Raw genomic sequence first — 24,938 nt, forward strand, 5'->3', positions numbered from 1 at the left:
CGGCCGGGCCGGCGGCGCTCCAGGCCCAGTCGTCGAAGTGGCGCCTGGGCCGCTCCACTGTGACGACAGGGCCTAGTAGCGGTACTGCTCGTACTCGCCGGTGCCCTGGTACGGGTACTGCTGCTGCTCGTCCACCGGGTAGGGCTGGGCGCCCCCGTCGGTGGAGCGCTGCTGCGGGACCCAGACCCCGCCGGGCGGGGTGTCCATGGAGTACTGCTCCTGCTGCTGCGCGGCCGCGTAGGGGTCCGGGGCGTAGTCGCCGTACGGGGCATAGCCGTACGGCTGCTGGGGGGCGACGGCCCCGCCGGTGCCGATGTAGGGGTCCGAGTAGGCGGCGTAGACCTGCTGCTCGCCGGGGGCCGGGTAGCCGGTGGTGTAGTCGTAGCCGCCCTGGACCTGCGGGTCGTAGTACGCCGCGTACTGGTGGGAGTCCTGCTCGGCCGTGGTGAAAGGCGAGGCGAAGGCGCCGGTGCTCTGGATGCTCTGGATCCCGTACGAGCCCGTCTCCTCGGGCACCGGCTGCACGGCGTAGAAGTCCTGGGCCCCGGCGTGTGCGGAACCGGAGTCGGCGAACGCCGCGGAGTCCTCGTCCTCGTCGGCCGCCACCGCCTCGGGGCCGTACTCCAGGGCCGTCACCTGGAGCGCGGGCTCCTGCCGCGGTCCGCCTGCCCGGCGGCGCCGGCTCTGCGGCGCGGCGGGCGCGGGCTTGTCCCGGCGCAGCGCCCAGCCGGCCACGAAGCCCTTGCGGAAGGAGAGGGTCACCAGGGTCTGGCCGATCGCGAACGCGACCGCGCCGGCGCCGATGACGAGCACGGACGGCAGTACGACGCCGGCGACGACGCCGAGGAAGCCGGCGAAGGCGAGCAGACGCCAGCGCAGCCGGGCCTTGTACTGCATCAGGACCTCGGCAAGCAGCCACAGCGCGACGAATCCGAACGCGATGTAGAGGACCGTCATTCCCATGCGTGGCCCCTCTCGGTGCGGCCGACCGCCCAGGGAACGGGGGGCCCGCCGGTCAGGCCCGCTGGTGCAGGCCCAGGTTCTCGTAGATCTCGAGAGTCGCCGTGGAGTTGTTCAGCGTGATGAAGTGCAGTCCCGGGACACCCTCGGACAGCAGCCGCGCGCAGAACTCCGTGGCGAACTCGATGCCAATGGAGCGTACAGCGGCGGGATCGTCCTTGACGGCGAGCATGCGCTCTTTCACTGCTGCGGGGAAGACCGCGGTACTGAGTTGCGGAAGCCGGTCGAGCTGCTTGATGCCCACAACAGGCATGACCTCGGGGATGATCGGGGTCTCGCAGCCCGCCTTCTCGACGCTGTCGCGCATCCTCAGATAATTCTCGGGGTCGAAGAACATCTGGGTGATCGCATAGTCGGCGCCCGCGCGGCACTTGTCCACGAAGTGCCGGATGTCCGTGTCCCAGTCCTCCGAGCGCGGGTGCATCTCGGGGAAGGCCGCGACGCCGACGCAGAAGTCGCCGGACTCCTTGAGCAGCCGGACCAGGTCGGCGGCGTAGTGCACGCCCTCGGGGTGCGCCACCCACGGGCCCATCGGGTCGCCCGGCGGGTCTCCGCGCAGGGCGAGCATGTTGCGGATGCCGGCGTCGGCGAACTGGCCGATGACGTGGCGCAGCTCGGCGATGGAGTGGTCCACGGCGGTGAGGTGCGCGACGGGGGTCAGCGTGGTGTTCGCGGCGATCTGCTCGGTGGCCCGCACGGTCCCGCCTCGGGTGGAGCCGCCGGCCCCGTAGGTGACGGAGACGAAGCTCGGGGCCACCGCCTCGATCCGGCGCAGGGCGTTCCAGAGGTTGCGCTCGCCCTTCTCGGTCTTGGGTGCCCAGAACTCGAAGGAGTACGAGCGCCCGGACGCGAGGAGGTCTCGGACCGTGTGTGCACGGTCCGACCAGGTGGAAGCGGTACCAAGGGCCATACGGGCAGGTTAGACGCGGTCCCGTGGACACCGAAGCGGTGTCCACGCATTGGACATGGAAATGAGACAGCCGGTCGGTGGAGCGTCGGGAGGGTGACAGCCCTTAGGCGAGCCGGGCGCGGACGCGCTTGGCCAGGTCGGCGGCGGCGGCGCCGGGGTCGGAGGCCTCGGTCAGGGCGCGGACCACCACGACGCGGGAGGCGCCGGCGTCCAGCACCTCGTCCAGATTCGATGCGTCGATGCCGCCGATGGCGAACCACGGCCGGTCCTGCGCGAGCGAGGCCGCGTGGCGCACGAGCGCGAGTCCGGGGGCGTGGCGGCCGGGCTTGGTGGGGGTGGGCCAGCAGGGGCCGGTACAGAAGTAGTCGACGCCGGGCTCGGCGGCGGCCGCGTCGGCCTCGGCCTCGGAGTGGCAGGAGCGGCCGATGAGGACCTCGCGGCCGAGGATGGCGCGGGCGGCGGGCACCGGGATGTCGCCCTGGCCGAGGTGCAGTACGTCCGAGCCGATGGCGTGCGCGACGTCGGCGCGGTCGTTCACGGCGAGCAGCCTGCCGTGGCGGCGGGCCGCGTCGGCGAAGACCTGGAGGTGCTCCAGCTCCTCGCCCGCCTCCATGCCCTTGTCGCGGAGCTGGACGATGTCGACGCCTCCGGCGAGGACGGCGTCGAGGAACTGGGGGAGGTCGCCCTGCCGCTTGCGGGCGTCCGTGCACAGGTAGAGCCGGGCGTCGGACAACTGGGCGGCGATGGCGGACATGGGTACCCCCGGGGTGGTGTGTCGTACGTACGCGGTGTGCGGGCCCCGGGAGGGGCCCGCACACCGCGCGTGGCGTTGCACTGCGTGTACCTCGTGAGAGGCGGAGTCAGGTCAGATGGCGAGCGCCTGAGCGCGGCGCTTCACCTCCGTGCCGCGATTCTCGCTCAGCGCCTGTACCGGGGTGCCGGGCAGGGTGTCGTCGGCGGTGAACAGCCATTCCAGGATCTCCACGTCGGTGAAGCGGTCGTCGCGGAGCACGGTCAGCAAGCCGACCAGGCCCTTGACGATCTTGTCGCCGTCGATGAAGGCGGCGGGGACCTGGAGGGATCGGTTCTCGCCGCGGCGCACCGCGAGCAGCTGACCCTCCTTGACCAGCTGGCGAACCTTGGTCACTTCGATGTCGAGCATCTCCGCGATGTCGGGGAGGTACAGCCAGGCGGGAACAAGGGCATCGATCTTTGCGTCAATCTCGGTCACGGGCACAAGCCTGCCATCTCGGACTCGCTGCCGGTACCCGAGCGGCCCCGTCCGGGGTCCGGCCGGTGTCCGGCAGGGCGCCCGCGCCCCTCGCGCACCTCCCCGGCCGCCCCTCCTCCGCGACCTAGACGGTCGTCGACTTCAGCGCGGTCGCGGGGTCGGCGACCTTGGCCGGGTCCACCTGTGCGCCCGATTCGACGAGGCGGCGGCCTTGGGCGAGGTCGCGGGGTCGGCCCACCGCGAGGACGGCGACCAGCCGGCCGTCCCGCAGCCAGCACACCGACCAGGTCGCGGCCGCCGGGTCGCCGCGCCACACCAGCGTGTCCGCCGCGCCGTGGTGGCCCGCGTACTGCACGAAGCGGCCGAACTGCTCGGACCAGAAGTACGGCACCGGGTCGTAGCGCTGCTCCGCGTCCGCTCCCGCATCCGCTCCCCCGGAGCCCGCGGCCAGGATGTTCGCCGCCACCACCCTCGGCCCCTGCAGCGCGTTGTCCCAGTGGTGCACCAGCAGCCGCGCCCCGTACCGCCCGGAGGGGAACGACGCGCAGTCCCCCACCGCGTACACCCCGGGCACCGAGGTGCACAGGTGCTCGTCGGCGACGACCGCCCCGTCCGGGCCCAGCTCGACGCCCGACCCCGCCAGCCAGTCCGTCGCGGGCCGGGCGCCGATGCCCACCACGACCGCGCCGGCCGCCAGCTCCCGCCCGTCCGCCAGCAGCACGCGGCCCTCCTCCACGGAGGCCACCCGCGCGCCCGTCAGCAGAGCGGCGCCCGCCTGGGCGTACCAGCGGCCCATCGGCTCGGCCACCTCCGCCGGAAGCGCGCCCGCCAGGACCCGGTCGGCCGCCTCGACCACGGTCACCTCGCAGCCGGCCTCGCGCGCCGCCGTGGCGAACTCCGCGCCGATCCACCCCGCGCCGACGACCACCACCGCCGAGCCCGCCGCGAGCACGGGCCGCAGCCTGGCCGCGTCGTCCAGGGTGCGCAGCAGGTGCACGCCCGGGACGCCCTCCGCGCCGGGCAGGGTCAGCGGCCGCGCGCCGGTCGCCAGTACGAGGACCCCGTACGGGACCGGGCCCGCCTCGGTGTCCACCTCGTGGGCCGCGGGCCGCAGGCCGGTGACCTCGACGCCGAGGCGGAGCTCGATGTCCAGGCCCTCGAAGTCGACGTCGAAGGCCGAGTCCTCGGCTTTGCCGAGGAGCACCGCCTTGGACAGCGGGGGCCGGTCGTAGGGCTGGTGGGGTTCGGCGCCCAACAGGGTGACGGGGCCGGTCCAGCCCTGTTCCCGGAGGGCGACCGCGGTCTGGACCCCGGCCATGCCGGCGCCTACGACGACGACTCCGCGCCGCGTGTGTTCCGTCTGTTGCGTCTGCTCGCTCACGCGGCCCAGCCTAATCATCTGACGGTCCGTCAGGAATAGCGGGCGCGAACACTGCGCGGACCCGGCGCGGACCGGGAGCGGGGAGGCAGCCTTACCCGCCGTCGGGCTCGGCGTTACTCTGGCCACCGAACCTATCGCGGGAGTCCGGGCGCACCGGGCTGAGAGGGAGGCTGGCCGGCCTCCGACCGTACGAACCTGATCCGGGTCATGCCGGCGAAGGGAGGGGCTGGACGCCCATGCATTCATCCAGGAAGAGCCGGAGTCCCGGCTACGACGTCCTCGTCATCGGGGGCGGCATCATCGGCCTGGTCACCGCCTGGCGGGCGGCCCGCAGCGGGCTGCGCACCGCACTGGCCGACCCGGCGCCCGGCGGCGGCGCCGCCCAGGTCGCGGCCGGCATGCTCGCCGCCGTCACCGAGCTGCACTACGGCGAGGAGACGCTGCTCGGGCTCAATGTCGCCTCCGCCGCCCGGTACCCCGAGTTCGCCGCCGAACTCGCCGAGGCCAGCGGCGGCATGGACATCGGCTACCGGGCCTGCGGCACCCTCGCCGTGGCCCTCGACTCCGACGACCGCCTCCACCTGCGCGAACTGCACGCCCTCCAGCGGCGCTGCGGCCTGGAGTCGGAGTGGCTGACCGGGCGCGAGTGCCGCCGCCTGGAGCCGATGCTGGCCCCGGGCGTACGCGGTGGCCTGCGCGTGGACGGCGACCACCAGGTCGACCCGCGGCGGCTCGCGGCCGCGCTGCTGGCCGCCTGCGAGCGGGCCGGAGTCGCCTTCCACCGGGCGAAGGCCGCGCGGCTGCTGACCACCGCCGACCGGGCCTCGGGCGCGGTCCTCGACGACGCCGACGCCACGGAGCTGCTCGCCGACCAGGTGGTGCTGGCCGCGGGCTCGCTCAGCGGGTGCCTGGACGGCGTACCGCCGGGGGTCGCGGCCCCCGTACGGCCGGTGAAGGGCCAGGTGCTGCGGCTCGCGGTGCCGCCGTCGTACGCGCCGTTCCTCTCGCGGACGGTACGGGCCGTCGTGCGCGGCAGCCACGTGTACCTGGTGCCGCGCGAGAACGGCGAGCTCGTCGTCGGCGCCACCAGCGAGGAACTGGGCTGGGACACCACCGTCACCGCGGGCGGGGTCTACGAGCTCCTGCGCGACGCCCACGAACTGGTACCCGGCATCACCGAACTCCCGCTGGTGGAGACCCGGGCGGGGCTGCGGCCCGGCTCGCCGGACAACGCCCCGCTGCTCGGCCCGACCGACCTGCCGGGCCTGCACCTGGCCACCGGGCACTACCGCAACGGGGTCCTGCTGACCCCGCTGACCGGAGACGTCATGGCGGAGCTGCTGACCACCGGCCGACTCCCGGAGATCGCACGCCCCTTCACCCCCCGTCGATTCGCCCTCACGCGTCAGGAGTCGTACGCATGACCATTTCCGTCAACGGCGAGCAGCGCGAGATCGCGGCCGGAACCACGCTCGGCGCGGTGGTCGCCACCCTCACCCAGGCCACCAAGGGGGTCGCGGCAGCCCTGAACGAGACGGTGGTGCCGCGCGGCCAGTGGCCCTACACCTCCGTGCGGGACGGCGACCGCGTCGAGATCCTCACCGCTGTCCAGGGAGGCTGAGCACCATGGCGGACGACGTTTTCACCCTGGGCGGCCGGACCTTCTCCTCGCGCCTGATCATGGGCACGGGCGGGGCGCCGAGCCTGGACATCCTGGAACGGGCGCTGGTGGCCTCCGGCACCGAGCTCACGACCGTGGCGATGCGCAGGCTGGACCCGACGGTGCAGGGCTCCGTCCTGTCCGTCCTGACCAAGCTCGGGATCGCGGTGCTGCCGAACACCGCGGGCTGCTTCACGGCGGGCGAGGCGGTGCTCACCGCCCGCCTGGCCCGGGAGGCCCTCGGCACGGACTGGATCAAGCTGGAGGTCGTCGCGGACGAGCGGACACTCCTCCCGGACGGCGTGGAGCTGCTCGACGCCGCCGAGATCCTGGTGGACGAGGGCTTCACGGTCCTGCCGTACACGAACGACGACCCGGTGCTCGCGCGCAAGCTGGAGGACGTGGGCTGCGCGGCGATCATGCCGCTGGGGTCCCCGATCGGCTCCGGGATGGGCATCCGCAACCCGCACAACTTCGAGCTGATCGCGGAGCGGGCGGGGGTCCCGGTGATCCTGGACGCGGGGGCCGGCACTGCCTCGGACGTGGCCCTGGCCATGGAACTGGGCTGCTCGGCCGTGATGCTCGCCTCGGCGGTGACCCGCGCGCAGCTGCCCGTACTGATGGCGGCGGCCATGCGGGACGCGGTGACGGCGGGCCGCCTCGCGTACCGCGCGGGCCGGATCCCGGAACGCCGCTTCGCGGAGCCCTCCTCCCCCGTGGAGGGCCGCGCCACCCTCGACCCGGAACGCCCGGCGTTCTGACCCCCGGCGGGGCTGGAGGATCCAGCCCCGCCGGGGGTCGAGGCGCGCGGGTCCGGGGGCCGGGCTCCCGGGAACGGTGCCGCGGGCGGGCGGCCGCGTCACAGCTGCGCTGCAACGAACGGCACCCTGGTCGGACCCGAGCCCGGCCCTCGTAGAATCGCCGGGTGGACACGACCATGGACGACCCTCTCGTCGGGCAGACGCTCGACAGCCGCTACCGCGTGGACGCCCGTATCGCGGCCGGCGGCATGGCCACGGTCTACCGGGCCGTCGACACCCGCCTCGACCGCGTGCTCGCGCTGAAGGTGATGCACCCGGCGCTCGCCGCCGACGGCGCCTTCGTCGACCGGTTCATCCGGGAGGCGAAGTCCGTGGCCCGCCTCGCCCACCCCAATGTGGTGGCCGTCTTCGACCAGGGCACGCACGGCCCGTACACGTACCTCGCGATGGAGTACGTCTCCGGCTGCACCCTGCGCGACGTGCTCCGCGAGCGCGGCGCGCTGCAGCCGCGTGCGGCCCTCGACATCCTCGAGCCGGTCCTCGCCGCCCTCGGCTCCGCGCACCGGGCCGGCTTCGTGCACCGCGACATGAAGCCCGAGAACGTGCTGATCGGCGACGACGGCCGCGTCAAGGTGGCCGACTTCGGGCTGGTCCGGTCCGTCGGCTCCGTCACGAACACCACCGGCTCCGTCCTCGGCACCGTCTCCTACCTCGCCCCCGAGCAGATCCAGAACGGCGTCACCGACACCCGCGTGGACGTCTACGCCTGCGGTGTCGTGCTCTACGAGATGCTCACCGGCTCCAAGCCGCACACCGGCGACAATCCCGCCCAGGTGCTCTACCGGCACCTCGGCGAGGACGTCCCGCCCCCGTCGGCTGCCGTCCCCGGACTGCCGGCCGTGCTGGACGAGCTCGTCGCCCAAGCCACCGCGCGCGACCCCGGGCTTCGGCCCTACGACGCCGCCGCCCTCCTCGGGCTGGTCCTGGACGCCCGCGCGCAGCTCGGCGAGGCCGAGCTGGACCTCGTACCGCCGCAGGCGCGCGCCCAGGAGCGGACCGCCGCCGAGGACCGCACCAGCGTGATCCCGCGGCCGGTTGCCCCGCACTCCGCGCCGCTGTCCCACACTTCCCGGCTGGCGGCTCCGCCGCTGCCCCCGGCGGGTCCCCGGCGGCCGCGCCGGCGCGGGCTGCTGCTCGTCGTCGTCGGCGTACTGCTCTCCCTGAGCCTGGGCACCAGCGTCTGGTACATCAGTTCCGGGCAGTTCACCAAGGTCCCGAACCTGCTCGGCAAGACCGAGGTGGATGCCAAGTCCCGGCTGTCGGACGCCGGTCTCGGCGTGAAGCGGGTCGACCGCAAGTTCAGCGACTCCTTCGCCAAGGGCACGGTGATGAACACCGATCCATCGGGCGGCAAGCGCATCCGCGGCAACGGCGCGGTGACGCTCACCATTTCGCGCGGCCCCGAGGTCGTCGTGGTGCCCGACCTGAAGGGCAAGCCGCTGGAGGCGGCGAAGGCGGAGCTCGCCTCGGCCGGTCTGGCCGCCGGGGCGCTCACGCAGGCCTTCAGCCAGGACGTCGCCCAGGGCTCGGTGATCAGCACGGACCCGCCGGGCGGCCAGAAGCGGCCCCTGGACACGGAGGTCAAGCTGCTGGTCAGCAAGGGCCGCCCGGTGCCGGTGCCGAGCGTGACGGGCAAGCCCGTGGACCAGGCCCGTTCCATCCTGGAGGACCTCGGTCTGAAGGTGGCGACTGCCCCCGAGCAGGTCAACTCCCCCTCCCCCGCGGGCGCGGTGGCCAACCAGTCGATCGGCGCCGGCACCCAGGCCGCCACCGGCGACACGGTCACGCTCACCGTGTCCAAGGGCCCGCGCCAGATCCCGGTCCCGGACGTCACCGGCCAGGAAGTGGACGCGGCCAAGAAGACCCTGGAGGGGCTGGGCTTCAAGGTGAAGGTCGACAGGCCCTTCCTCTCCTTCAGCAACACCATCGACTCCCAGTCGGTGCCCGCCGGCCAGAACGCCGCCGAGGGCAGCACGATCACCATCAGGACCAAGGGGCTTTGACAGCACGTGATACGCAATCCAGTGGGCGGGCACGTCCCCGTAGCGGGCGGGCTCGCCTCGGTCGGGCTGGCCTACGCCCGTGAGATGGGCGCGGAGGCCGTGCAGGTCTTCGTCGCCAACCCGCGCGGCTGGGCCACCCCGGCCGGCAACCCGGCGCAGGACGAGCTGTTCCGCGAGGCGTGCGCGGCCGGATCGATCCCGGCGTACGTCCACGCGCCGTACCTGATCAACTTCGGCTCGCACACCGAGGCGACCGTCGAGAAGTCGGTGGAGTCGCTGCGGCACTCTCTGCGCCGGGCCCGTGCGATCGGGGCGCTCGGGGTGGTCGTGCACACCGGCTCGGCGACCGGGGGCCGCCCGCGCGAGGCGGCGTACGCGCAGGTCAGGGAGCACATGCTGCCGCTGCTGGACGAGCTGACGCACGACGACGACCCCTTCCTGCTGCTGGAGTCCACGGCCGGGCAGGGCTCCTCGCTGTGCTCGCGGACCTGGGACTTCGGCCCGTACTTCGACGCGCTCGACCACCACCCGAAGCTCGGGATCTGCCTGGACACCTGCCACATCTTCGCGGCCGGGCACGACCTGGCGGAGCCGGGCGGGACGAAGCAGACGCTGGACCTGCTGGTGGACACGGTGGGCGAGGGCCGGCTGAAGCTGGTGCACGCGAACGACTCCAAGGAGGGCCTGGGCGCCCACAAGGACCGGCACGAGAACATCGGGCAGGGCCACATCGGCCGGGACGCCTTCGCCGAGCTGTTCACGCATCCGGCGATGGACGGCGTACCGCTGATCACGGAGACGCCGGGCGGCAAGGAAGGCCACGCGGCGGACGTGGCACTGCTCAAGGAGCTCCGCGGGCTCGGATGACCCGTTGAGGAATACCCCGGGGGGGTATACGGTTCTGTCATAGCGACAGAGCCGCTACTCGGGTTTTCCCATCAGGGGGTCGTCATGGAGCACGCACACGCACACCACGCACACGCACACCACGCACACGAACACCACGGGCACGACGGGCACGACGGGCACGACGGGCACGACGGCGGAAAGGTCACCTGGGCCGCCGCGGCGCGGGCCACCCTCCACTGCCTCACCGGATGCGCCATCGGCGAGGTGCTCGGCATGGTCATCGGCACCGCGCTGGGCTGGGGGAACGTCCCGACGATGGTCCTCGCGATCGTCCTCGCGTTCTTCTTCGGCTACGCGCTCACCCTGCGCGGGGTCCTCACGGCCGGCGTGGACCTCCGTACGGCCATCCGGGTGGCGCTGGCCGCGGACACCCTTTCGATCGCCGTCATGGAGCTGATCGACAACGGGGTGATCGTCCTGTGGCCGGGCGCGATGGACGCGATGCTGTCGGACGCGCTGTTCTGGATCGCTCTCGCGATCTCGCTCGCGGTGGCCTTCGTCGTCACGACGCCGGTCAACAAGTGGATGATCGGCCGCGGCAAGGGGCACGCGGTCGTCCACCAGTACCACCACTGAACAGGGACGGAGCAGGAGGGACGGGACGGGCGGGCCCTACAGCTCGGGGCCGTCCCCGGGCTCCTCCTGGTAGGAGTAGCGCTGCTCGCGCCAGGGGTCGCCGATGTTGTGGTAGCCGCGCTCCTCCCAGAAGCCGCGGCGGTCGGCGGTCATGTACTCGACGCCGCGGACCCACTTGGGGCCCTTCCACGCGTACAGGTGCGGGACGACGAGCCGCAGCGGGAAACCGTGCTCGGCCGTGAGGAGTTCACCGCCCTGGTGGGTGGCGAAGACGGTCCGCTCGGAGGCGAAGTCCGCGAGGCGCATGTTGGAGCTGAAGCCGTACTCGGCCCACACCATCACGTGCGTGACCTGCGGGGACGGCGGGGCGAGGTCGAGGATCGTGCGCGCGAGCACACCGCCCCATTCGGCGCCCGGCATGCTGAACTTCGTCACGCAGTGCAGGTCCGCCACGACGGACTCGAACGGCAGCGCCGCGAACTCCTCGTGGTTCCAGCAGTGCTTGTCACCGTCGGCCGTCGCGCCGAAGACGCGGAACTCCCAGCGGTCCGGCTTGAACTTGGGGACCGGCCCGTAGTGGGTGACCGGCCAGCCTCGCTGCAGCCTCTGCCCCGGGGGAAGCTCCAGTTGCTCTGATCCCGGAGATTCCCGGCTTTCCGGCTGACCCATACCTCCATGGTGACAGACTTGGCAGGGTGGTCATGACCAGGTACGGGTTGATTCGGGCAAGTCACGGTAACTCCCACTAAGGAGGCACTTACTGGACGACCACCTGTGGCGGTGCAAGGATGCGCGCACCTGCCCCGTCACATTGCTGACATTGCTTGGAAGGAGCCCTCTGCGATGCAGGGCGACCCCGAGGTCCTCGAGTTTCTCAACGAGCAGCTGACCGGCGAACTCACGGCCATCAACCAGTACTGGCTCCACTACCGGATCCAGGACAACAAGGGTTGGACGAAGCTCGCGAAGTACACCCGTGCCGAGTCCATCGACGAGATGAAGCACGCGGACAAGATCACCGAGCGCATCCTGATGCTCGACGGTCTCCCGAACTACCAGCGCCTCTTCCACGTGCGCGTCGGCCAGACGCTGACGGAGATGTTCCAGTGCGACCGCCAGGTCGAGGTCGAGGCGATCGACCGCCTCAAGCGCGGCATCGAGGTCATGCGCGGCAAGGGTGACGTCACCTCGGCGCGGCTCTTCGAGGAGATCCTGGAGGACGAGGAGCACCACATCGACTACCTCGACACCCAGCTGGAACTCATCGAGTCCATCGGCGAGCCGCTCTACATCGCGCAGCTCATCGAGCAGCCGGAGAGCTAGCCGCCACGAGGGGGCTTGCGGGGCCTACGCGGCTTCGACGAGCTCCGCGCCGACGGACACCAGCGGCTCCGCGGCGAGTACGGCGGCGGCGTCGCCCTTCTCCAGCAGCTCCCGGCGCGGGCAGGCCCCGCGGCCGAGGAGGCCCTGGATGGTGCGCACGCAGGAACCGCAGTCGGTGCCGGCCTTCGTGGCCGAGGCGATCTGGCGGGGGGTGCAGGCCCCGGCAGCCGCGTGGTCCTTGACCTGCTTGTCGGTGATCCCGAAGCAAGAGCAGACGTACACGCGGTTCACCTCCCTGGCAGGAATGGTCGGCCAGCCCCTCCCCTATTCGGTGAGGCTTACCTAACCATACCCAAACTTAGGGTCCCCTAAAAGAGCTGGATACGACGATGGGGCGCGGATCACATTCGATCCGCGCCCCATCGTCATGAGGTGCTCACACTGAGCTTTCCCGCTTACTGGTCGCGGTACATCTCGGCGACCAGGAACGCCAGGTCCAGGGACTGGCTGCGGTTGAGGCGGGGGTCGCAGGCCGTCTCGTAGCGCTGGTGCAGGTCGTCGACGAAGATCTCGTCGCCGCCGCCCACGCACTCGGTGACGTCGTCACCGGTGAGCTCGACGTGGATGCCGCCCGGGTGGGTGCCGAGGCCCTTGTGGACCTCGAAGAAGCCCTTGACCTCGTCGAGCACGTCGTCGAAACGGCGCGTCTTGTGGCCGGAGGCCGCCTCGAAGGTGTTGCCGTGCATCGGGTCGGTGACCCAGGCGACGGTCGCGCCGGAGGCGGTGACCTTCTCGACGAGCTCGGGGAGCTTGTCGCGGACCTTGTCGGCGCCCATGCGGACGACGAAGGTCAGCCGGCCCGGCTCGCGCTCGGGGTCCAGGCGGTCGATGTAGGTGAGCGCCTCGTCCACCGTGGTGGTGGGGCCGAGCTTGATGCCGATCGGGTTGGCGATCTGCGAGCAGAACTCGATGTGCGCGTGGTCCAGCTGGCGGGTGCGCTCACCGATCCAGACCATGTGGCCGGAGGTGTCGTAGAGCCGGCCGGTGCGCGAGTCCGTACGGGTGAGGGCGCCCTCGTAGTCGAGCAGCAGCGCTTCGTGGGAGGCGTAGAACTCGACGGCCTTGAACTCGGCCGGGTCGGTGCCGCACGCCTTCATGAAGTTCAGCGCGTTGTCGATCTCCCGCGCGAGCTGCTCGTAGCGCTGCCCGGACGGGGAGGACTTCACGAAGTCCTGGTTCCAGGCGTGCACCTGGCGCAGGTCGGCGTAACCGCCGGTGGTGAAGGCACGCACCAGGTTCAGCGTCGAGGCGGACGCGTGGTACATGCGCTTCAGCCGCTCGGGGTCCGGGATCCGGGCCTCTTCGGTGAAGGGGAAGCCGTTGACGGAGTCGCCGCGGTAGGTCGGCAGGGTGATGCCGTCGCGGGTCTCGGTGTCCTTGGAGCGCGGCTTGGAGTACTGGCCCGCGATGCGGCCGACCTTGACGACGGGCACGGAGGCCGCGTACGTCAGGACGGCACTCATCTGGAGCAGCGTCTTCAGCTTGGCGCGGATGTGGTCGGCGGACACGGCGTCGAAGGCCTCGGCACAGTCGCCGCCCTGGAGCAGGAACGCCTCGCCCTTGGCGACGGCTCCCAGACGGGCGCGCAGCTGGTCGCACTCACCCGCGAAAACGAGGGGGGGATACGACTCGAGGTCCGCGACGACAGCGCGCAGGGCCTCGGCATCGGGGTACGAGGGCTGCTGCGCCGCGGGAAGGTCTCGCCAGGTCGCCTTGGAGGCGGGGGCTTGGGTTTCAGCGTTCACGGTCACCCCACACACATTACGGCGTCACACGGCACGTCCGGCCCGACGACCACTACGTGAGATGGATGTCTCTCCCTGTGTTACTCACCCGTTCACCACACCCTGTGGGCTAGGGTTCACCGCATGTACGCGCACTCCAACAAGAACTGGTGGTGGCCCGCTCCCGGCGGCCCACCTCTCGCGCGTACCTGAAGACACGAGCGAAGCGAAGGCCGCCCCGAGGGGCGGCCTTCCGCGTTTTCCGCTGGAACACCGGGCCGTCCCACCCACCGAAACCGGATAGGACGCCCACTCCATGCAACTGAGCCGACTGCTCGACGACACCTGCCCGCCCTTCGCGCTGCTGCGCCGCCGCACCCCCGGCCGCGACCACGACACCGTCGAGGTGCTGATCGGCCCGGTCCACGAGGCCGAGCACCTCGCCGACCTGCCCGTCGGCGAGCGGCCCGCGCTGGCGCTCGTCCCCTTCCGGCAGATGCGGGAGCGCGGTTTCGACGTACGCGACGACGGGACGCCGCTGAGCGTGCTGGTCGCCGACGAGGCGTACGAGATCCCGCTCGCCGAGGTGCTGGCGGCCCTGCCCGCCCACGAGGTGCGGGTCGACGACGGCGCCTTCGACGTCCCCGACGAGCAGTACGCGGACACCGTCCGGCGCGTCATCGAAGACGAGATCGGCCGCGGCGAGGGCGCGAACTTCGTCATCCGGCGCACCTACGAGGGCCGGATCGAGGGCTTCGGCCGCGCCGACGCGCTCGCGCTGTTCCGGCGGCTGCTGGAGGGCGAGCGCGGCGCGTACTGGACGTACGTCGTCCACACCGGGGAGCGCACCCTCGTCGGGGCGAGCCCCGAGGTGCACGTGCGGATGTCCGGCGGCACGGTCGTGATGAACCCGATCAGCGGTACGTACCGGTATCCGGCGGAAGGCCCTTCCGTGGAATCCCTGCTGTCCTTCCTCGGGGACCGCAAGGAGACCGAGGAGCTGTCCATGGTCGTGGACGAAGAGCTCAAGATGATGTGCACGGTCGGGGACATGGGCGGGGTCGTCGTCGGACCCCGGCTCAAGGAGATGGCGCACCTCGCGCACACCGAGTACGAGCTGCGCGGCCGGTCCTCGCTGGACGTGCGGGAGGTCCTGAAGGAGACCATGTTCGCGGCGACGGTGACCGGGTCGCCGGTGCAGAACGCCTGCCGCGTCATCGAGCGGTACGAGGCGGGCGGGCGCGGCTACTACGCGGGCGCGCTGGCGCTGCTGGGCCTCGACGCCGCGGGCGCGCAGACGCTGGACTCGCCGATCCTGATCCGTACGGCGGACATCGCGGCGGACGGCGCGCTCCGGGTGCCCGTCGGGGCCACCCTCGTGCGGCACTCCGACCCGGCGGGCGAGGTGGCGGAGACGCATGCGAAGGCCGCGGGCGTGCTGGCGGCGCTGGGCGTCCGCCCGGCGGCCCGGCGGGCGGCCCGCGCCGTTCCCGGCCTCGCCGCCGACCCCCGGGTGCAGGCGGCACTGGCCGCCAGGCGCGACGACCTGGCGCCGTTCTGGCTGCGGATGCAGGAGCGGCCGGCGGAGGCGACGGGCCACGCGCTGGTGGTGGACGGCGAGGACACCTTCACCTCGATGCTGGGGCACGTGCTGCGGGTGGCCGGGCTGGAGGTGACCGTACGCCGCTACGACGATCCGGGCCTGCGGGCGGCGGCCCTGGCCTGGGACGGGCCGATCGTGCTGGGTCCCGGGCCGGGGGACCCGGCGGACGCCTCCGATCCGAAGATCCGGATGATGCGCGGGCTGACGGCGGAGCTCCTGGCCTCGCACCGGGGCGGGCTGCTCGGGGTCTGCCTCAGCCACCAGCTGCTGGCGGCGGAGCTGGGTCTCGCGCTGGTGCGCAAGGCCGAGCCCGCGCAGGGGGCGCAGACGCGGATCCCGTTCTTCGGGGCGCAGGAGGTCGTGGGCTTCTACAACACGTACGCGGCCCGGTGCTCCGCGGAGCAGGCGGAGTCCTTGGCGCTGCGGGGCATCGAGGTCTCGCGGGACCCCGCGACGGGTGAGGTCCACGCACTGCGCTCTGCCGCCGGCGGGTTCGCGGGGGTCCAGTTCCACCCGGAGTCGGTGCTGACCCTGCGGGGTGCGGAGCTGGTCCGCGACCTCCTGGCCGGAGTCCGGGCCGCCGCCGCCGCCGCGTAGCCCGCCGGGTGGGTGGGGGCCGCTGCGCGGGGCGCTCAAGAAGGCGAAAGGGTGTTCTCCGAGCGGCGGCCCGCCAGGTAGTCGGCGACGTTGGCGACCGTGGTGTCGATGATCTGGCCCACCGCGTCGTGGGTGTAGTACGCCTGGTGGGAGGTGACGACCACGTTCGGGAAGGTGATCAGCCGGGCCAGGGTGTCGTCCTCGATCGCCTCCAGGGACTTGTCCAGGAAGAAAAGGCCCGCCTCCGCCTCGTACACGTCCAGGCCCACCCCCGCGAAGCGACCCGTCCGCAACTCCGTGACCAGCGCCTCCGTGTCCACCAGGCCGCCGCGGCTGGAGTTCACCAGGATCGCGTCGTCCTTCATCGTCTTCAGCGCCTCGGGGCCGATGATGTGGTGCGTGGACTCAAGCAGCGGGACGTGCAGGCTGATCAGGTCCGAGGACGCGAACAGTTCTTCCTTGTCCACGTACTTCATGCCCAGCTCCACGCACGCCGGGTTCTGCGCCACGTCCCAGCCCAGCAGGTTCATCCCGAAGCCGTGCGCGATCCGGGTGAACGCCTCGCCGATCTTGCCGGTGCCGAGGACGCCCACCGTACGGCCGCGCATGTCGCGGCCCATCAGGCCGTTCAGGCGGAAGTCGAAGTCCCGCGTCCGGTTCGAGGCGCGGACGATCCGCCGGTTCACGGCCATGGCCAGGGTCCACGCGAACTCGGCCACCGAGTACGGGGAGTAGGAGGAGACCCTGCTGACCGTCAGTCCGAGCCGGCGCGCGACGTCCAGGTCGATGTTGTTGAAGCCGGTGGAGCGCTGGGCGATCATCTTCGTCCCGCCCGCCGCCAGGGTCCGCAGCACCCGCCCGCTCAGGTCGGCGTTCACGCTCGACGAGACGATCTCGTACCCGGCCGCGATGGGGGCGGTGTCCTCGCTCAGGAAGACGTCCAGGCAGCGCACCTCGTGCTGTCCTTCGAAGGCCTTCTCGATGAGCGGTTTCTCGTCTCCCTGCACGCCGAATGCCAGGATTTCCACGTTCGCTCCCGTACTGCGCGAAAGATGTCGGACCATGGGCCGTTTGTCACCTTACGACCCATGGTCCGCCTCCGCGCCCCGGCTCAGCCGAAGAACACCCCGGCCTCCGCGTACAGCGCCGGGTCCACCGTCTTGAGCTTCGCCGTGGCCTCGGCGATCGGCACCCGCACGATGTCCGTCCCCTGCAGCGCGACCATCTTGCCGAAGTCCCCGTCACGCACGGCGTCGATCGCGTGCAGCCCGAACCGGGTCGCCAGCCAGCGGTCGAAGGCGCTCGGCGTGCCGCCCCGCTGGATGTGCCCGAGCACCGTCGTACGGGCTTCCTTGCCGGTCCGCGCCTCGATCTCCTTGGCCAGCCACTCGCCCACGCCCGACAGCCGGACGTGCCCGAAGGAGTCCTTCGTCGCGTCCTTCAGCACCAGCTCGCCGTCCTTGGGCATCGCGCCCTCCGCGACGCACACGATCGGCGCGTAGCTCGCCTTGAACCGCGAGGTGACCCAGGCGCACACCTGGTCCACGTCGAAGCGCTGTTCCGGGATGAGGATGACGTTGGCGCCGCCCGCGAGTCCCGAGTGCAGGGCGATCCAGCCGGCGTGGCGGCCCATCACCTCGACGACCAGGACGCGCATGTGCGATTCGGCCGTGGTGTGCAGCCGGTCGATGGCCTCGGTGGCGATGCCGACGGCGGTGTCGAAGCCGAAGGTGTAGTCGGTGGCCGACAGGTCGTTGTCGATGGTCTTCGGGACGCCGACGCAGGGGATCCCGTACTCCCCGTACAGCTTCGCGGCCACGCCCAGGGTGTCCTCGCCGCCGATCGCGACGAGGGCGTCGACCTCGTACTTGGCGAGGTTCTCCTTGATCCGGCGGACGCCGTTGTCCTGCTTGAACGGGTTGGTGCGCGAGGAGCCGAGGATGGTTCCGCCGCGCGGCAGGATCCCGCGGACGGCGGAGATGCCGAGCGGGACGGTGTTGCCCTCGACGGCGCCGCGCCAGCCGTCCCTGAACCCGATGAAGTCGTAGGCGTACTCCTGGACGCCCTTGCGCACGACGCTGCGGATCACCGCGTTGAGTCCGGGGCAGTCGCCGCCGCCCGTCAGCACTCCGACCTTCATGGAATTTCCCTTCGCCACAGGGCCCGCTGAGGCCGCAGGGCCGCATGACGGTCACGCTAGTGGTGACTCAGGTCACAGCAAGGTGCCGGGAAGGGGCAATTCCGGTGGAATTACGGGGCGTTGCGTACGCCTGTTCACTCGTACGGGGAACCGGTTCCCCCGTACGCGCCTCACTCGTCGTCGAGGCCGCGCTCGATCGCGTACCGGACGAGCTCGACCCGGTTGTGCAACTGGAGCTTGCCCAGGGTGTTCTGTACGTGGTTCTGCACCGTGCGGTGGGAGATGACGAGGCGCTCCGCGATCTGCTTGTACGAGAGCCCCTTGGCCACCAGCCGCAGCACCTCGGTCTCCCGGTCGGTGAGCTGCGGGGCCTTCGGCTCGTCGGAGGCGGCCGGCGCGGGGTCGGTGGCCAGGCGCCGGTACTCGCCGAGGACCAGGCCGGCCAGGCCCGGGGTGAAGACGGGGTCGCCGGCCGCCGTGCGGCGGACGGCGTCGATGAGCTCCTGGGCACCGGCGGACTTCAGCAGGTAGCCGGTCGCGCCGGACTTCACCGCCTCCAGGACGTCGGCGTGCTCGCCGCTCGCGGACAGGACCAGGACGCGCAGCGCCGGGTCGGCGCCGACCAGCTCCTTGCAGACCTGGACCCCGGGCATGCCGGGCAGGTTGAGGTCGAGGACCAGTACGTGCGGGGCGGCCGCGCGGGCCCGGCGCAGCGCCTCCGGGCCGTCGCCCGCGGTGGCGACCAGGTCGAAGCCGGCGGCGGCCAGGTCGCGGGCGACCGCGTCCCGCCACATCGGGTGGTCGTCGACGACCATGACCTTGATGCCGGCCATGCCGGCGGCGCCGGTGCGATCCGTCGCGCTGTGCTCGTTCACTGGGTGCTCCCCCTCGGTACTTTCAGTTCCACTTCGGTGCCCTGTCCGGGGACGGACACCAGCTCGGCGCTGCCGCCGAGGTCCCGCAGCCGGCCCCGGATCGACAGGGCCACGCCCATCCGGCCCTCACCCTCGGCCTGGTCGAGCCGGCCGGCCGGGATGCCCGGGCCGTCGTCGCGAACGGTCACGATCACCTCGTCGCCCCAGTCCTCGACCAGGATCCAGGCTCTGGCCCCCTCGCCCGCGTGCTTGCGCACGTTGTCCAGGGCCGCTCCGACCGCCGCGGCCAGCTCCCTCGCCGCGGGCACCGGGAGCGGCACCGGGGTGCCCGGCTCCGCGAAGCTCACCCGGGAGCCGGCGTGCGGGGCGAGGAGGGTCCGCAGATCCAGCTCGCCCTCGTCGGCGCCGGGTTCCTCGTCCTCGTACGCGGCCACGAGCGCGCCGAGCGACTCGTCGCGTGAGATCCGGGAGGGGCGCGCCAGCCCGCTGGAGACCAGGGTGCGCAGTGCGACCTCCTGGTCCCCCGCCATCCGGCCCAGCTCCGCGGCCTCCCCGCCCAGTTCGGTGCCGCGCCGCTGGACCATGGCGAGGACTTGGAGGACCCCGTCGTGGATGTCGCGGGCGAGGCGTTCACGCTCGCGGGTGGCGGCCTCGATCTCCAGGGCGCGGGCGAGGGTTGCCTCGCTGGCCCGGGCGACCTCGACGACGTAGCCGATGGCGATGGAGGCGACCCAGACCAGCAGCACGTTGTGCAGGGTGTCCCGGGTGGGCTCGCCGCGCTGGACGAGGTTGGCCGCGGCGACGAAGGTGGAGGCGAAACAGGCCCAGCGCCAGCCGCCCTTGATGGCGAAGGCGAGGACGGCGCCCGCGGTCCATATGGACGGCAGGGTGGGGCCGCCGGCCGCGATCCGCTCGTGCGTGTCCGCGAGCGGGGTCAGCAGGATCCCCACGCAGGCGACGGTGAGGTCGGCGCACAGGAACCGCTTGGTGCAGCTGGCGGCGTTCGCCACCTTGGGGAGGGTGGCCAGGGTCCAGACGACGAGGACGGCGAGGTAGCCTGCCGCGACCCAGGGCCGGTCGAACTGCTTGTGGGCGAAGGCGAACAGCAGCACCGCGTAGACCATGGTGAGCAGCCGATAGGCCGTCAGGGCCCGCCACAGCGGCTGCTCGACCGACATGCGTACGACGCGCTCGCGCTTCGCCATCTCCCCCACCCCGTACGGGCGGTCCGCGCCCGCGTGCTGCTACTTGTCGGTGTCCGCGGCCTGGTCGGCCTTCTCGGACTTGTCCGCCTTCTCGATCTTCTCGCTCTTGGCCGCGGACTTCTCCGCGTCGGCGATCTGACGCTTGGCGGCCGTCGCGTAGATGTCCACGTACTCCTGGCCGGAGAGCTTCATGATCTCGTACATGACCTCGTCGGTCACCGAGCGGAGGATGAAGCGGTCCCCGTCCATGCCCTGGTAGCGGCTGAAGTCCAGCGGCTTCCCGATCCGGATACCCGGACGCATCAGCTTCGGAACCACCTTGCCGGGCGGCTGGATCTTCTCCGTGTCGATCATCGCCACGGGGATGACGGGCGCGCCGGTGGCCAGCGCCACGCGGGCCAGGCCGCCGGGCTTGCCGCGGTAGAGCCTTCCGTCGGGTGAACGCGTCCCCTCGGGGTAGATACCGAACAGCTCTCCGCGCTCGATGACGTCGATGCCGCTCTTGATCGCGGCCTCGCCCGCCCCGCGCGCACCGGAACGGTCCACCGGGAGCTGGCCGACGCCCTTGAAGAAGGCGGCCGTCAGCTTGCCCTTGACGCCCGGGGAGGTGAAGTACTCCGCCTTCGCGATGAAGGTCACCTTCCGGTCCAGCACGGCCGGGAGGAAGAAGGAGTCCGAGAAGGACAGGTGGTTGCTCGCGAGGATCGCCGGCCCCTCCGCGGGAATGTTCTCGAGGCCCTCCACCCACGGCCTGAAGGCGAGCTTCAGGGAACCGCCGATCGAGAACTTCATTGCGCCGTAGATCAACTCGAAAGCCTTCCTGTGTCTGTCGAACAGACCTTAACCGGTCCCGGCGGTGTTGGCCGCTGTCGGCCGCAGCGCCGTAAACCGGACTGGCCGGTTGTCTCCCCGAACGGTGGAGGTGGCCGGCGTCGAGGTCCACGGCCAGGAGCCGGACGCCGGTCGCGGCCGGCTCGGCGGGGGTCGGGAGGGGCGGTGCCGGCCGCCGACCCTGGTCGGTGCCACCCCCGTCGCGTACGGTGAAGTCACACAGCGCTACGCACCCCCCACCCCCTTTGAAGGAGACCCTGGTGCCCGTCCTCCCTGGAGCCGAGCCGTTCCGCCACGAGGGCGGAGAGGTCGGCGTCCTCCTCTGCCACGGCTTCACCGGTTCCCCGCAGTCGATGCGCCCCTGGGCCGACCATCTGGCCGCGCGAGGACTGACGGTGTCGCTGCCCCTGCTCCCCGGGCACGGGACGCGCTGGCAGGACATGCAGCTCACGGGGTGGCAGGACTGGTACGCCGAGGTGGACCGCGCGCTGCGCGAGCTGCTCGACAGCTGCGAGCAGGTGTTCGTCTTCGGGCTGTCCATGGGCGGCGCGCTGACGCTGCGGCTGGCGGCGAAGCACGGGGACTCGATCAGCGGGATCGTTCTCGTCAACCCGGTCAACAAGGTCCACGACCCGCTGGCCGTGGCCCTTCCGGTGGTCAAGCACTTCGTCCGGTCGACGCCGGGCATCGCGAGCGACATCGCCAAGCAGGGCTCGGAGGAGGTCGGCTACGACCGGATCCCGACCCGGGCCGCGCACTCGCTGCGCAAGTTCCTGCAGATGCTGGACACCGAGCTGCCGCAGGTGACGCAGCCGCTGCTGCTCCTGCACAGCCCGCAGGACCACGTCGTACGGCCGGCCGACTCGGCGCGGATCCTGTCGCGGGTCTCCTCCACCGACGTCACCGAGACCCTGCTGGAACAGAGCTACCACGTCGCGACGTTGGACCATGACGCGGAGCGCATCTTCGCGGACAGTTACGCGTTCGTCGGTCGACTGGCGGAGAGCGTGGGCAGGGAGGGGGCGGCCAGCGGTGGCTGAGCACGAGGAGTCCCCGGGGGGTGTCCCCCCGCTGGACGAGGAAGCGGCGTGGGCGGCGATCGTCGCCGGGTACGGCCAGGAGCCCGCGGACCCGCCGGGGTCGAGACCGTTCCGGCCGATCGAGAACCTGCTCCTGCCGGAGGAGGACGTCCAACCGCTCCCCGACGCCCCGGGGAAGGCCGACGAGCCGAAGGCTCCGGAGCCCCCGGCGGCGCCCCTGGGCAGTTCGGTGGTGTTCGCCCCGGGCGTGGGCGTGAGCGGCCCGCGCGACCACTCGCTGGCGGACCCGGACGAGGGCCCCGACGGCGCCAAGGACGAGGGCCACTTCGTGCCCCCCGAGCCGGAACTGCCGGAGGCGGACGCGACGTCGAAGTTCGCCTGGCTCGCGGTGGTGGGCGGACCGGTGCTGCTGCTCCTGGCCGTGCTGCTCCAGTGGGAGATGACGTGGTGGCTGACCACGCTCGGCATCGGCGGCTTCCTGGGCGGTTTCGCGACGCTGGTGGCCCGCATGTCGCAGGGTGACGACGAGGACGACGACCCGGGCCGCGGCGCCGTCGTCTGATTCCTTACGGGACTTCCTTGCGGGACTTCCTTACGGGACCAGGAGCCGCGGGTCCAGGTCTCCCCTCGGCCCGGCGCCGATGCGGCCCGGCGTACGTCAAGAAGGCGTCGCCGGGAGGCGCAGCGCCGCCAGGACCGGGAGGTGGTCGGTCGCCCGGGCCAGGTCGGCGGAGGAGATCCCGGCCAGCCCCTCGGGGACACCGCAGGCCAGCACCTCCACCCCCGCACTCGCGAAGACCGCGTCGACGCGGCGCGGCGGCTCCGAGCGCGCCCACGTGTGCTCCCCGCCCCACGGCGCCACCGCCCAGCAGTCCTGCAGGGCCGACGCCAAGCGGCGGAAGGCCGGCCCCGACGGGCCCTCGTTGATGTCGCCCGCCGCGATCGCGTACGGCACGTCCATCGCGGAGAGCCGGCCGAGCAGCAGCTCGGACTGGGCCAGCCGCTCGGGCCCGTCCAGCGACAGGTGCGCGTTCAGCACCCCCAGCCGGACCCCGCCCACGCGGACGACCGCGGTCGCGAAGCCCCGCCGGTGCAGCCCGGGCGTGAGCGGCAGCAGCTCGTCCCGCGTGCTCTCCACGAAGGCCCGTAGGGAACACAGGAGCAGCGGCCCGGCCGCCGGCGCACCGCCCGACAGGACCACCAGATCGCACTTCGCCGCCAGCCGCGCCGCGTGCTTGCGCCACCGGAAGAACCGTGGCGCCTCCTGTACGAACACCAGGTCCGGCGCGCACGCGCGGATCACCCGGGAGAGGGCCTCTTCGTCGTCGCGCAGTGAGCGGACGTTGTAGGAGAGCACCCGGATCACGGCGGAACCATCAGGTTCGGTACGGGAGTTCGGCAGCTCGGCGAGTTCCATACCCGGCAACATAACCAGACTGCCCGCCGTACCCCAGAGGGCGCGGCGGGCAGCGAGGCGAACGGAACGGTGGCTCAGCCCTGGCGGGCCAGGTCCGCCGCGCCGACCAGGCCGGCCCGGCCGCCGAGCTGCGCGGCGAGCACCTGGGCGTGCGGCCGCCAGGCGCCGCCGATCAGCCAGCGCTTGAAGGACTTGCGGATCGGGTCGAGGACCAGGTCCCCCTCGTCGGAGACGCCGCCGCCGACGATGAACGCCGAGGGGTCGAAGAGCGAGGCCAGGTCCGCGAGGCCGGCGCCCGCCCAGCGGGCGAGCTCGCGGAAGGAGTCCACGGCCACCAGGTCGCCCTGGCGGGCGGCCTGGCTGATGTGCTTGCCCTCGATGCCCTCGGGGGTGCCGTCGCCGAGCCCGAGCAGGATCGCCGCGTTCTCGGGGGTCGCGTTGGCGCGCTGCTTCGCGTACCGGACGAGGGCGCGCCCGGAGGCGTACTGCTCCCAGCAGCCCTGGCTGCCGCAGCCGCACAGCAGGCCGTCCGGGACGACCCGGATGTGGCCGAACTCGGCTGCGACGCCGAAGCGTCCGCGCCGGAGCTTGTTGCCGATGATGATGCCGCCGCCCAGGCCCGTGCCGAGCGTGATGCAGATGACGTCCTCGTGGCCCTGGCCGGCGCCGAAGCGGTACTCGCCCCAGGCCGCGCAGTTCGCGTCGTTCTCGACGACGACGGGGAGGCCGATGCGCTGCTCGACCTTGTCCTTCAGCGGCTCGTGGCGCCAGTTGATGTTCGGCGCGAAGAGCACGGTCGCGCGCTTGTCGTCCACGTATCCGGCGGCGCCGATGCCGACGGCGTCGATGGTGTGGTTGCTGCTGACCTCGGACACGGCGGCGCAGATCGCGTCCGTCACTCCGTCCGGGGTCGGCGGGGTGGGCACCTTGTACGTCTCAAGGATGGTGCCGTCTTCGTCGACCACGCCGGCCGCGATCTTCGTGCCGCCGATGTCGACGCCGATGGTGAGTCCCATTAGTCCCTCGGTTTCCGGTCAAACCCCGCCGTCGCCAACGGTACCCGAGTGGGGAAGAGGATCAGTCGAGATCGATCCGCTCGGTGGGGGCGCCGCCGCCCTCGCCTTCGTCCTTGCCACCGGGCCGGTCTTCGGGCCGGCCGGGCCGGTCGCGGGGCTCGTCGCGCGTCCACCGGCGCTCATGGCCCTCGACCGCCGAGCGGTAGGCGGCGAGCAGCTCCGAGCCGGCGGCCGCGAGGTGGTCGAAGACCTCGGGATTGCGCTCGACGACGGGCTTGGCGGCGGTCTTCGCCTGGTTGACGAACTGCCGTACGGCGCCCTGGGCGGCGACGCCGAACAGTGGGTTGTTCAGCGCGGAGACCTTGTCGGCGACGGCCTCGAACAGCTTGAAGAGCTCGTCGGCGGCGGTCCCCGTGCCGGCGCCCTGCTCGGACCTGCGGCGCTCCTTCTCGGCGGCGAGGTCCTCGGCGCAGGCATCGGCCCAGGCGTCGTCGTCTGCGGAGGCGTCGGTGGGTCGGTCGGTGGCCTCGCTCATGGCGGACTCTCCTGCGGCGGCAGCGGCTGGGCGTGCGGTACGGACTACTACCTTCGACGTT

General features: G+C 71.9%; 26 protein-coding genes and 1 riboswitch. Of the genes, 10 read left to right on the top strand and 16 right to left on the bottom strand.

The genetic code is table 11. From position 1 onward, the window contains the following. Positions 1 to 72 precede the first annotated feature (72 nt). The 5 genes from J7F03_RS15605 to J7F03_RS15625 form a co-directional block, all read right to left on the bottom strand. Positions 73 to 963 carry a hypothetical protein gene (locus J7F03_RS15605; protein ID WP_214949859.1) on the bottom strand — a complete coding sequence of 297 codons (891 nt, stop codon included), beginning with the start codon at positions 961 to 963 and terminating at the stop codon, positions 73 to 75. 52 nt (positions 964 to 1,015) lie between these two features. Next, positions 1,016 to 1,930, bottom strand: coding sequence for a methylenetetrahydrofolate reductase [NAD(P)H] (metF, locus tag J7F03_RS15610; RefSeq protein ID WP_214949861.1), 915 nt, complete (start codon positions 1,928 to 1,930; stop codon positions 1,016 to 1,018). 103 nt (positions 1,931 to 2,033) lie between these two features. Continuing rightward, the gene (gene thiE, locus J7F03_RS15615) at positions 2,034 to 2,684 is read right to left on the bottom strand and encodes a thiamine phosphate synthase (RefSeq protein ID WP_214949863.1); all 651 of its coding nucleotides are present in this window, start codon (positions 2,682 to 2,684) and stop codon (positions 2,034 to 2,036) included. Between the two features lie 111 nt (positions 2,685 to 2,795). Beyond that, the gene (locus tag J7F03_RS15620; RefSeq protein WP_214949864.1) at positions 2,796 to 3,161 is read right to left on the bottom strand and encodes an Rv2175c family DNA-binding protein; all 366 of its coding nucleotides are present in this window, start codon (positions 3,159 to 3,161) and stop codon (positions 2,796 to 2,798) included. A 124-nt stretch (positions 3,162 to 3,285) separates the two neighbouring features. After that, positions 3,286 to 4,542 carry an NAD(P)/FAD-dependent oxidoreductase gene (locus tag J7F03_RS15625; RefSeq protein WP_214949865.1) on the bottom strand — a complete coding sequence of 419 codons (1,257 nt, stop codon included), beginning with the start codon at positions 4,540 to 4,542 and terminating at the stop codon, positions 3,286 to 3,288. A 126-nt stretch (positions 4,543 to 4,668) separates the two neighbouring features. Further along, a riboswitch (TPP riboswitch) is annotated at positions 4,669 to 4,781 on the top strand. On the opposite strand from J7F03_RS15625, the gene thiO reads away from it, so the two are divergent. The 6 genes from thiO to J7F03_RS15655 all read left to right on the top strand — a co-directional run bounded on the left by thiO (position 4,779) and on the right by J7F03_RS15655 (position 10,511). Continuing rightward, positions 4,779 to 5,966, top strand: coding sequence for a glycine oxidase ThiO (thiO, locus tag J7F03_RS15630; RefSeq protein WP_214949866.1), 1,188 nt, complete (start codon positions 4,779 to 4,781; stop codon positions 5,964 to 5,966). Its footprint overlaps the riboswitch before it by 3 nt. Continuing rightward, positions 5,963 to 6,163 carry a sulfur carrier protein ThiS gene (gene thiS / locus J7F03_RS15635; RefSeq protein WP_214949867.1) on the top strand — a complete coding sequence of 67 codons (201 nt, stop codon included), beginning with the start codon at positions 5,963 to 5,965 and terminating at the stop codon, positions 6,161 to 6,163. Before thiO ends, thiS begins: the two co-directional genes overlap by 4 nt. Positions 6,164 to 6,168: 5 nt before the next feature. Beyond that, entirely contained in the window at positions 6,169 to 6,963 is a 795-nt protein-coding gene (locus tag J7F03_RS15640) for a thiazole synthase (protein ID WP_214949868.1), read from the top strand. A 164-nt stretch (positions 6,964 to 7,127) separates the two neighbouring features. After that, positions 7,128 to 9,026 (top strand): Stk1 family PASTA domain-containing Ser/Thr kinase, encoded by a 1,899-nt coding sequence (gene pknB / locus J7F03_RS15645; protein ID WP_214949870.1) that lies wholly within the window; start codon positions 7,128 to 7,130, stop codon positions 9,024 to 9,026. Positions 9,027 to 9,035: 9 nt separating this feature from the next. Then, positions 9,036 to 9,893 carry a deoxyribonuclease IV gene (locus tag J7F03_RS15650; protein ID WP_214950013.1) on the top strand — a complete coding sequence of 286 codons (858 nt, stop codon included), beginning with the start codon at positions 9,036 to 9,038 and terminating at the stop codon, positions 9,891 to 9,893. 84 nt (positions 9,894 to 9,977) lie between these two features. Further along, the gene (locus J7F03_RS15655; protein WP_214949872.1) at positions 9,978 to 10,511 is read left to right on the top strand and encodes a DUF4396 domain-containing protein; all 534 of its coding nucleotides are present in this window, start codon (positions 9,978 to 9,980) and stop codon (positions 10,509 to 10,511) included. A 36-nt stretch (positions 10,512 to 10,547) separates the two neighbouring features. Here the strand turns inward: J7F03_RS15655 and J7F03_RS15660 are convergent, their stop codons facing one another. Continuing rightward, on the bottom strand, positions 10,548 to 11,180 hold the full coding sequence (locus tag J7F03_RS15660; RefSeq protein WP_214949874.1) for a sulfite oxidase-like oxidoreductase: 633 nt from the start codon (positions 11,178 to 11,180) through the stop codon (positions 10,548 to 10,550). A gap of 174 nt (positions 11,181 to 11,354) precedes the next feature. On the opposite strand from J7F03_RS15660, the gene bfr reads away from it, so the two are divergent. After that, positions 11,355 to 11,834: a bacterioferritin gene (gene bfr / locus J7F03_RS15665; protein ID WP_214949876.1), complete on the top strand. Its 480-nt coding sequence runs from the start codon at positions 11,355 to 11,357 to the stop codon at positions 11,832 to 11,834. Positions 11,835 to 11,858: 24 nt separating this feature from the next. Here bfr and J7F03_RS15670 read toward each other — a convergent pair whose 3' ends face one another. After that, entirely contained in the window at positions 11,859 to 12,116 is a 258-nt protein-coding gene (locus J7F03_RS15670; protein WP_214949878.1) for a bacterioferritin-associated ferredoxin, read from the bottom strand. 173 nt (positions 12,117 to 12,289) lie between these two features. Further along, entirely contained in the window at positions 12,290 to 13,654 is a 1,365-nt protein-coding gene (locus J7F03_RS15675) for a class II 3-deoxy-7-phosphoheptulonate synthase (protein WP_374104340.1), read from the bottom strand. A gap of 280 nt (positions 13,655 to 13,934) precedes the next feature. Here J7F03_RS15675 and J7F03_RS15680 point away from each other — a divergent pair, with 280 nt between their 5' ends. Continuing rightward, the gene (locus tag J7F03_RS15680; RefSeq protein WP_214949883.1) at positions 13,935 to 15,818 is read left to right on the top strand and encodes an anthranilate synthase family protein; all 1,884 of its coding nucleotides are present in this window, start codon (positions 13,935 to 13,937) and stop codon (positions 15,816 to 15,818) included. 35 nt (positions 15,819 to 15,853) lie between these two features. On the opposite strand, the gene J7F03_RS15685 is transcribed toward J7F03_RS15680, so the two are convergent. The 5 genes from J7F03_RS15685 to J7F03_RS15705 form a co-directional block, all read right to left on the bottom strand. Continuing rightward, a complete protein-coding gene (locus J7F03_RS15685) occupies positions 15,854 to 16,846 on the bottom strand; it encodes a 2-hydroxyacid dehydrogenase (protein WP_214949885.1) in 993 nt (330 codons plus the stop codon). A gap of 83 nt (positions 16,847 to 16,929) precedes the next feature. Next, positions 16,930 to 17,958, bottom strand: a complete 1,029-nt coding sequence (locus J7F03_RS15690; RefSeq protein WP_214949887.1) for a 6-phosphofructokinase — start codon at positions 17,956 to 17,958, stop codon at positions 16,930 to 16,932. A gap of 170 nt (positions 17,959 to 18,128) precedes the next feature. Next, positions 18,129 to 18,791, bottom strand: coding sequence for a response regulator transcription factor (locus J7F03_RS15695; RefSeq protein ID WP_214950015.1), 663 nt, complete (start codon positions 18,789 to 18,791; stop codon positions 18,129 to 18,131). Between the two features lie 38 nt (positions 18,792 to 18,829). Then, positions 18,830 to 20,038, bottom strand: coding sequence for a MacS family sensor histidine kinase (gene macS, locus J7F03_RS15700; protein WP_214949889.1), 1,209 nt, complete (start codon positions 20,036 to 20,038; stop codon positions 18,830 to 18,832). Positions 20,039 to 20,077: 39 nt separating this feature from the next. Next, positions 20,078 to 20,830 carry a 1-acyl-sn-glycerol-3-phosphate acyltransferase gene (locus tag J7F03_RS15705; RefSeq protein WP_214950017.1) on the bottom strand — a complete coding sequence of 251 codons (753 nt, stop codon included), beginning with the start codon at positions 20,828 to 20,830 and terminating at the stop codon, positions 20,078 to 20,080. A gap of 299 nt (positions 20,831 to 21,129) precedes the next feature. Between J7F03_RS15705 and J7F03_RS15710 the strand changes: the two genes are divergently transcribed. Beyond that, on the top strand, positions 21,130 to 21,909 hold the full coding sequence (locus tag J7F03_RS15710) for a carboxylesterase (RefSeq protein WP_214949891.1): 780 nt from the start codon (positions 21,130 to 21,132) through the stop codon (positions 21,907 to 21,909). Continuing rightward, positions 21,902 to 22,471 (top strand): hypothetical protein, encoded by a 570-nt coding sequence (locus J7F03_RS15715; protein ID WP_214949893.1) that lies wholly within the window; start codon positions 21,902 to 21,904, stop codon positions 22,469 to 22,471. The genes J7F03_RS15710 and J7F03_RS15715 overlap by 8 nt, the downstream gene beginning before the upstream one ends. Before the next feature lie 96 nt (positions 22,472 to 22,567). Here J7F03_RS15715 and J7F03_RS15720 read toward each other — a convergent pair whose 3' ends face one another. The 3 genes from J7F03_RS15720 to J7F03_RS15730 all read right to left on the bottom strand — a co-directional run bounded on the left by J7F03_RS15720 (position 22,568) and on the right by J7F03_RS15730 (position 24,877). Next, complete coding sequence (locus tag J7F03_RS15720) at positions 22,568 to 23,326, bottom strand: endonuclease/exonuclease/phosphatase family protein (RefSeq protein ID WP_214949894.1); 759 nt, start codon at positions 23,324 to 23,326, stop codon at positions 22,568 to 22,570. Between the two features lie 74 nt (positions 23,327 to 23,400). Further along, positions 23,401 to 24,342 carry an ROK family glucokinase gene (locus J7F03_RS15725; RefSeq protein ID WP_214949895.1) on the bottom strand — a complete coding sequence of 314 codons (942 nt, stop codon included), beginning with the start codon at positions 24,340 to 24,342 and terminating at the stop codon, positions 23,401 to 23,403. 61 nt (positions 24,343 to 24,403) lie between these two features. Continuing rightward, positions 24,404 to 24,877 (bottom strand): DUF5304 domain-containing protein, encoded by a 474-nt coding sequence (locus tag J7F03_RS15730; RefSeq protein ID WP_214949896.1) that lies wholly within the window; start codon positions 24,875 to 24,877, stop codon positions 24,404 to 24,406. Between the last annotated feature and the right edge of the window lie 61 nt (positions 24,878 to 24,938).

This window comes from Streptomyces sp. ISL-43 (assembly GCF_018614195.1).
GTDB lineage: Bacteria > Actinomycetota > Actinomycetes > Streptomycetales > Streptomycetaceae > Streptomyces.

Bases quoted from the DNA above. Each gene is read 5' to 3' on its own strand.
- macS (WP_214949889.1), bottom strand. From the start codon at position 20,038: ATGGCGAAGCGCGAGCGCGTCGTACGCATGTCGGTCGAGCAGCCGCTG.
- thiO (WP_214949866.1), top strand. From the start codon at position 4,779: ATGCATTCATCCAGGAAGAGCCGGAGTCCCGGCTACGACGTCCTCGTC.
- J7F03_RS15705 (WP_214950017.1), bottom strand. From the start codon at position 20,830: ATGAAGTTCTCGATCGGCGGTTCCCTGAAGCTCGCCTTCAGGCCGTGG.
- J7F03_RS15730 (WP_214949896.1), bottom strand. From the start codon at position 24,877: ATGAGCGAGGCCACCGACCGACCCACCGACGCCTCCGCAGACGACGAC.
- J7F03_RS15605 (WP_214949859.1), bottom strand. From the start codon at position 963: ATGGGAATGACGGTCCTCTACATCGCGTTCGGATTCGTCGCGCTGTGG.
- bfr (WP_214949876.1), top strand. From the start codon at position 11,355: ATGCAGGGCGACCCCGAGGTCCTCGAGTTTCTCAACGAGCAGCTGACC.
- thiS (WP_214949867.1), top strand. From the start codon at position 5,963: ATGACCATTTCCGTCAACGGCGAGCAGCGCGAGATCGCGGCCGGAACC.
- J7F03_RS15690 (WP_214949887.1), bottom strand. From the start codon at position 17,958: ATGAAGGTCGGAGTGCTGACGGGCGGCGGCGACTGCCCCGGACTCAAC.
- J7F03_RS15725 (WP_214949895.1), bottom strand. From the start codon at position 24,342: ATGGGACTCACCATCGGCGTCGACATCGGCGGCACGAAGATCGCGGCC.
- J7F03_RS15660 (WP_214949874.1), bottom strand. From the start codon at position 11,180: ATGGGTCAGCCGGAAAGCCGGGAATCTCCGGGATCAGAGCAACTGGAG.
- J7F03_RS15640 (WP_214949868.1), top strand. From the start codon at position 6,169: ATGGCGGACGACGTTTTCACCCTGGGCGGCCGGACCTTCTCCTCGCGC.
- J7F03_RS15720 (WP_214949894.1), bottom strand. From the start codon at position 23,326: ATGGAACTCGCCGAGCTGCCGAACTCCCGTACCGAACCTGATGGTTCC.
- J7F03_RS15680 (WP_214949883.1), top strand. From the start codon at position 13,935: ATGCAACTGAGCCGACTGCTCGACGACACCTGCCCGCCCTTCGCGCTG.
- thiE (WP_214949863.1), bottom strand. From the start codon at position 2,684: ATGTCCGCCATCGCCGCCCAGTTGTCCGACGCCCGGCTCTACCTGTGC.
- J7F03_RS15655 (WP_214949872.1), top strand. From the start codon at position 9,978: ATGGAGCACGCACACGCACACCACGCACACGCACACCACGCACACGAA.
- J7F03_RS15695 (WP_214950015.1), bottom strand. From the start codon at position 18,791: ATGGCCGGCATCAAGGTCATGGTCGTCGACGACCACCCGATGTGGCGG.
- metF (WP_214949861.1), bottom strand. From the start codon at position 1,930: ATGGCCCTTGGTACCGCTTCCACCTGGTCGGACCGTGCACACACGGTC.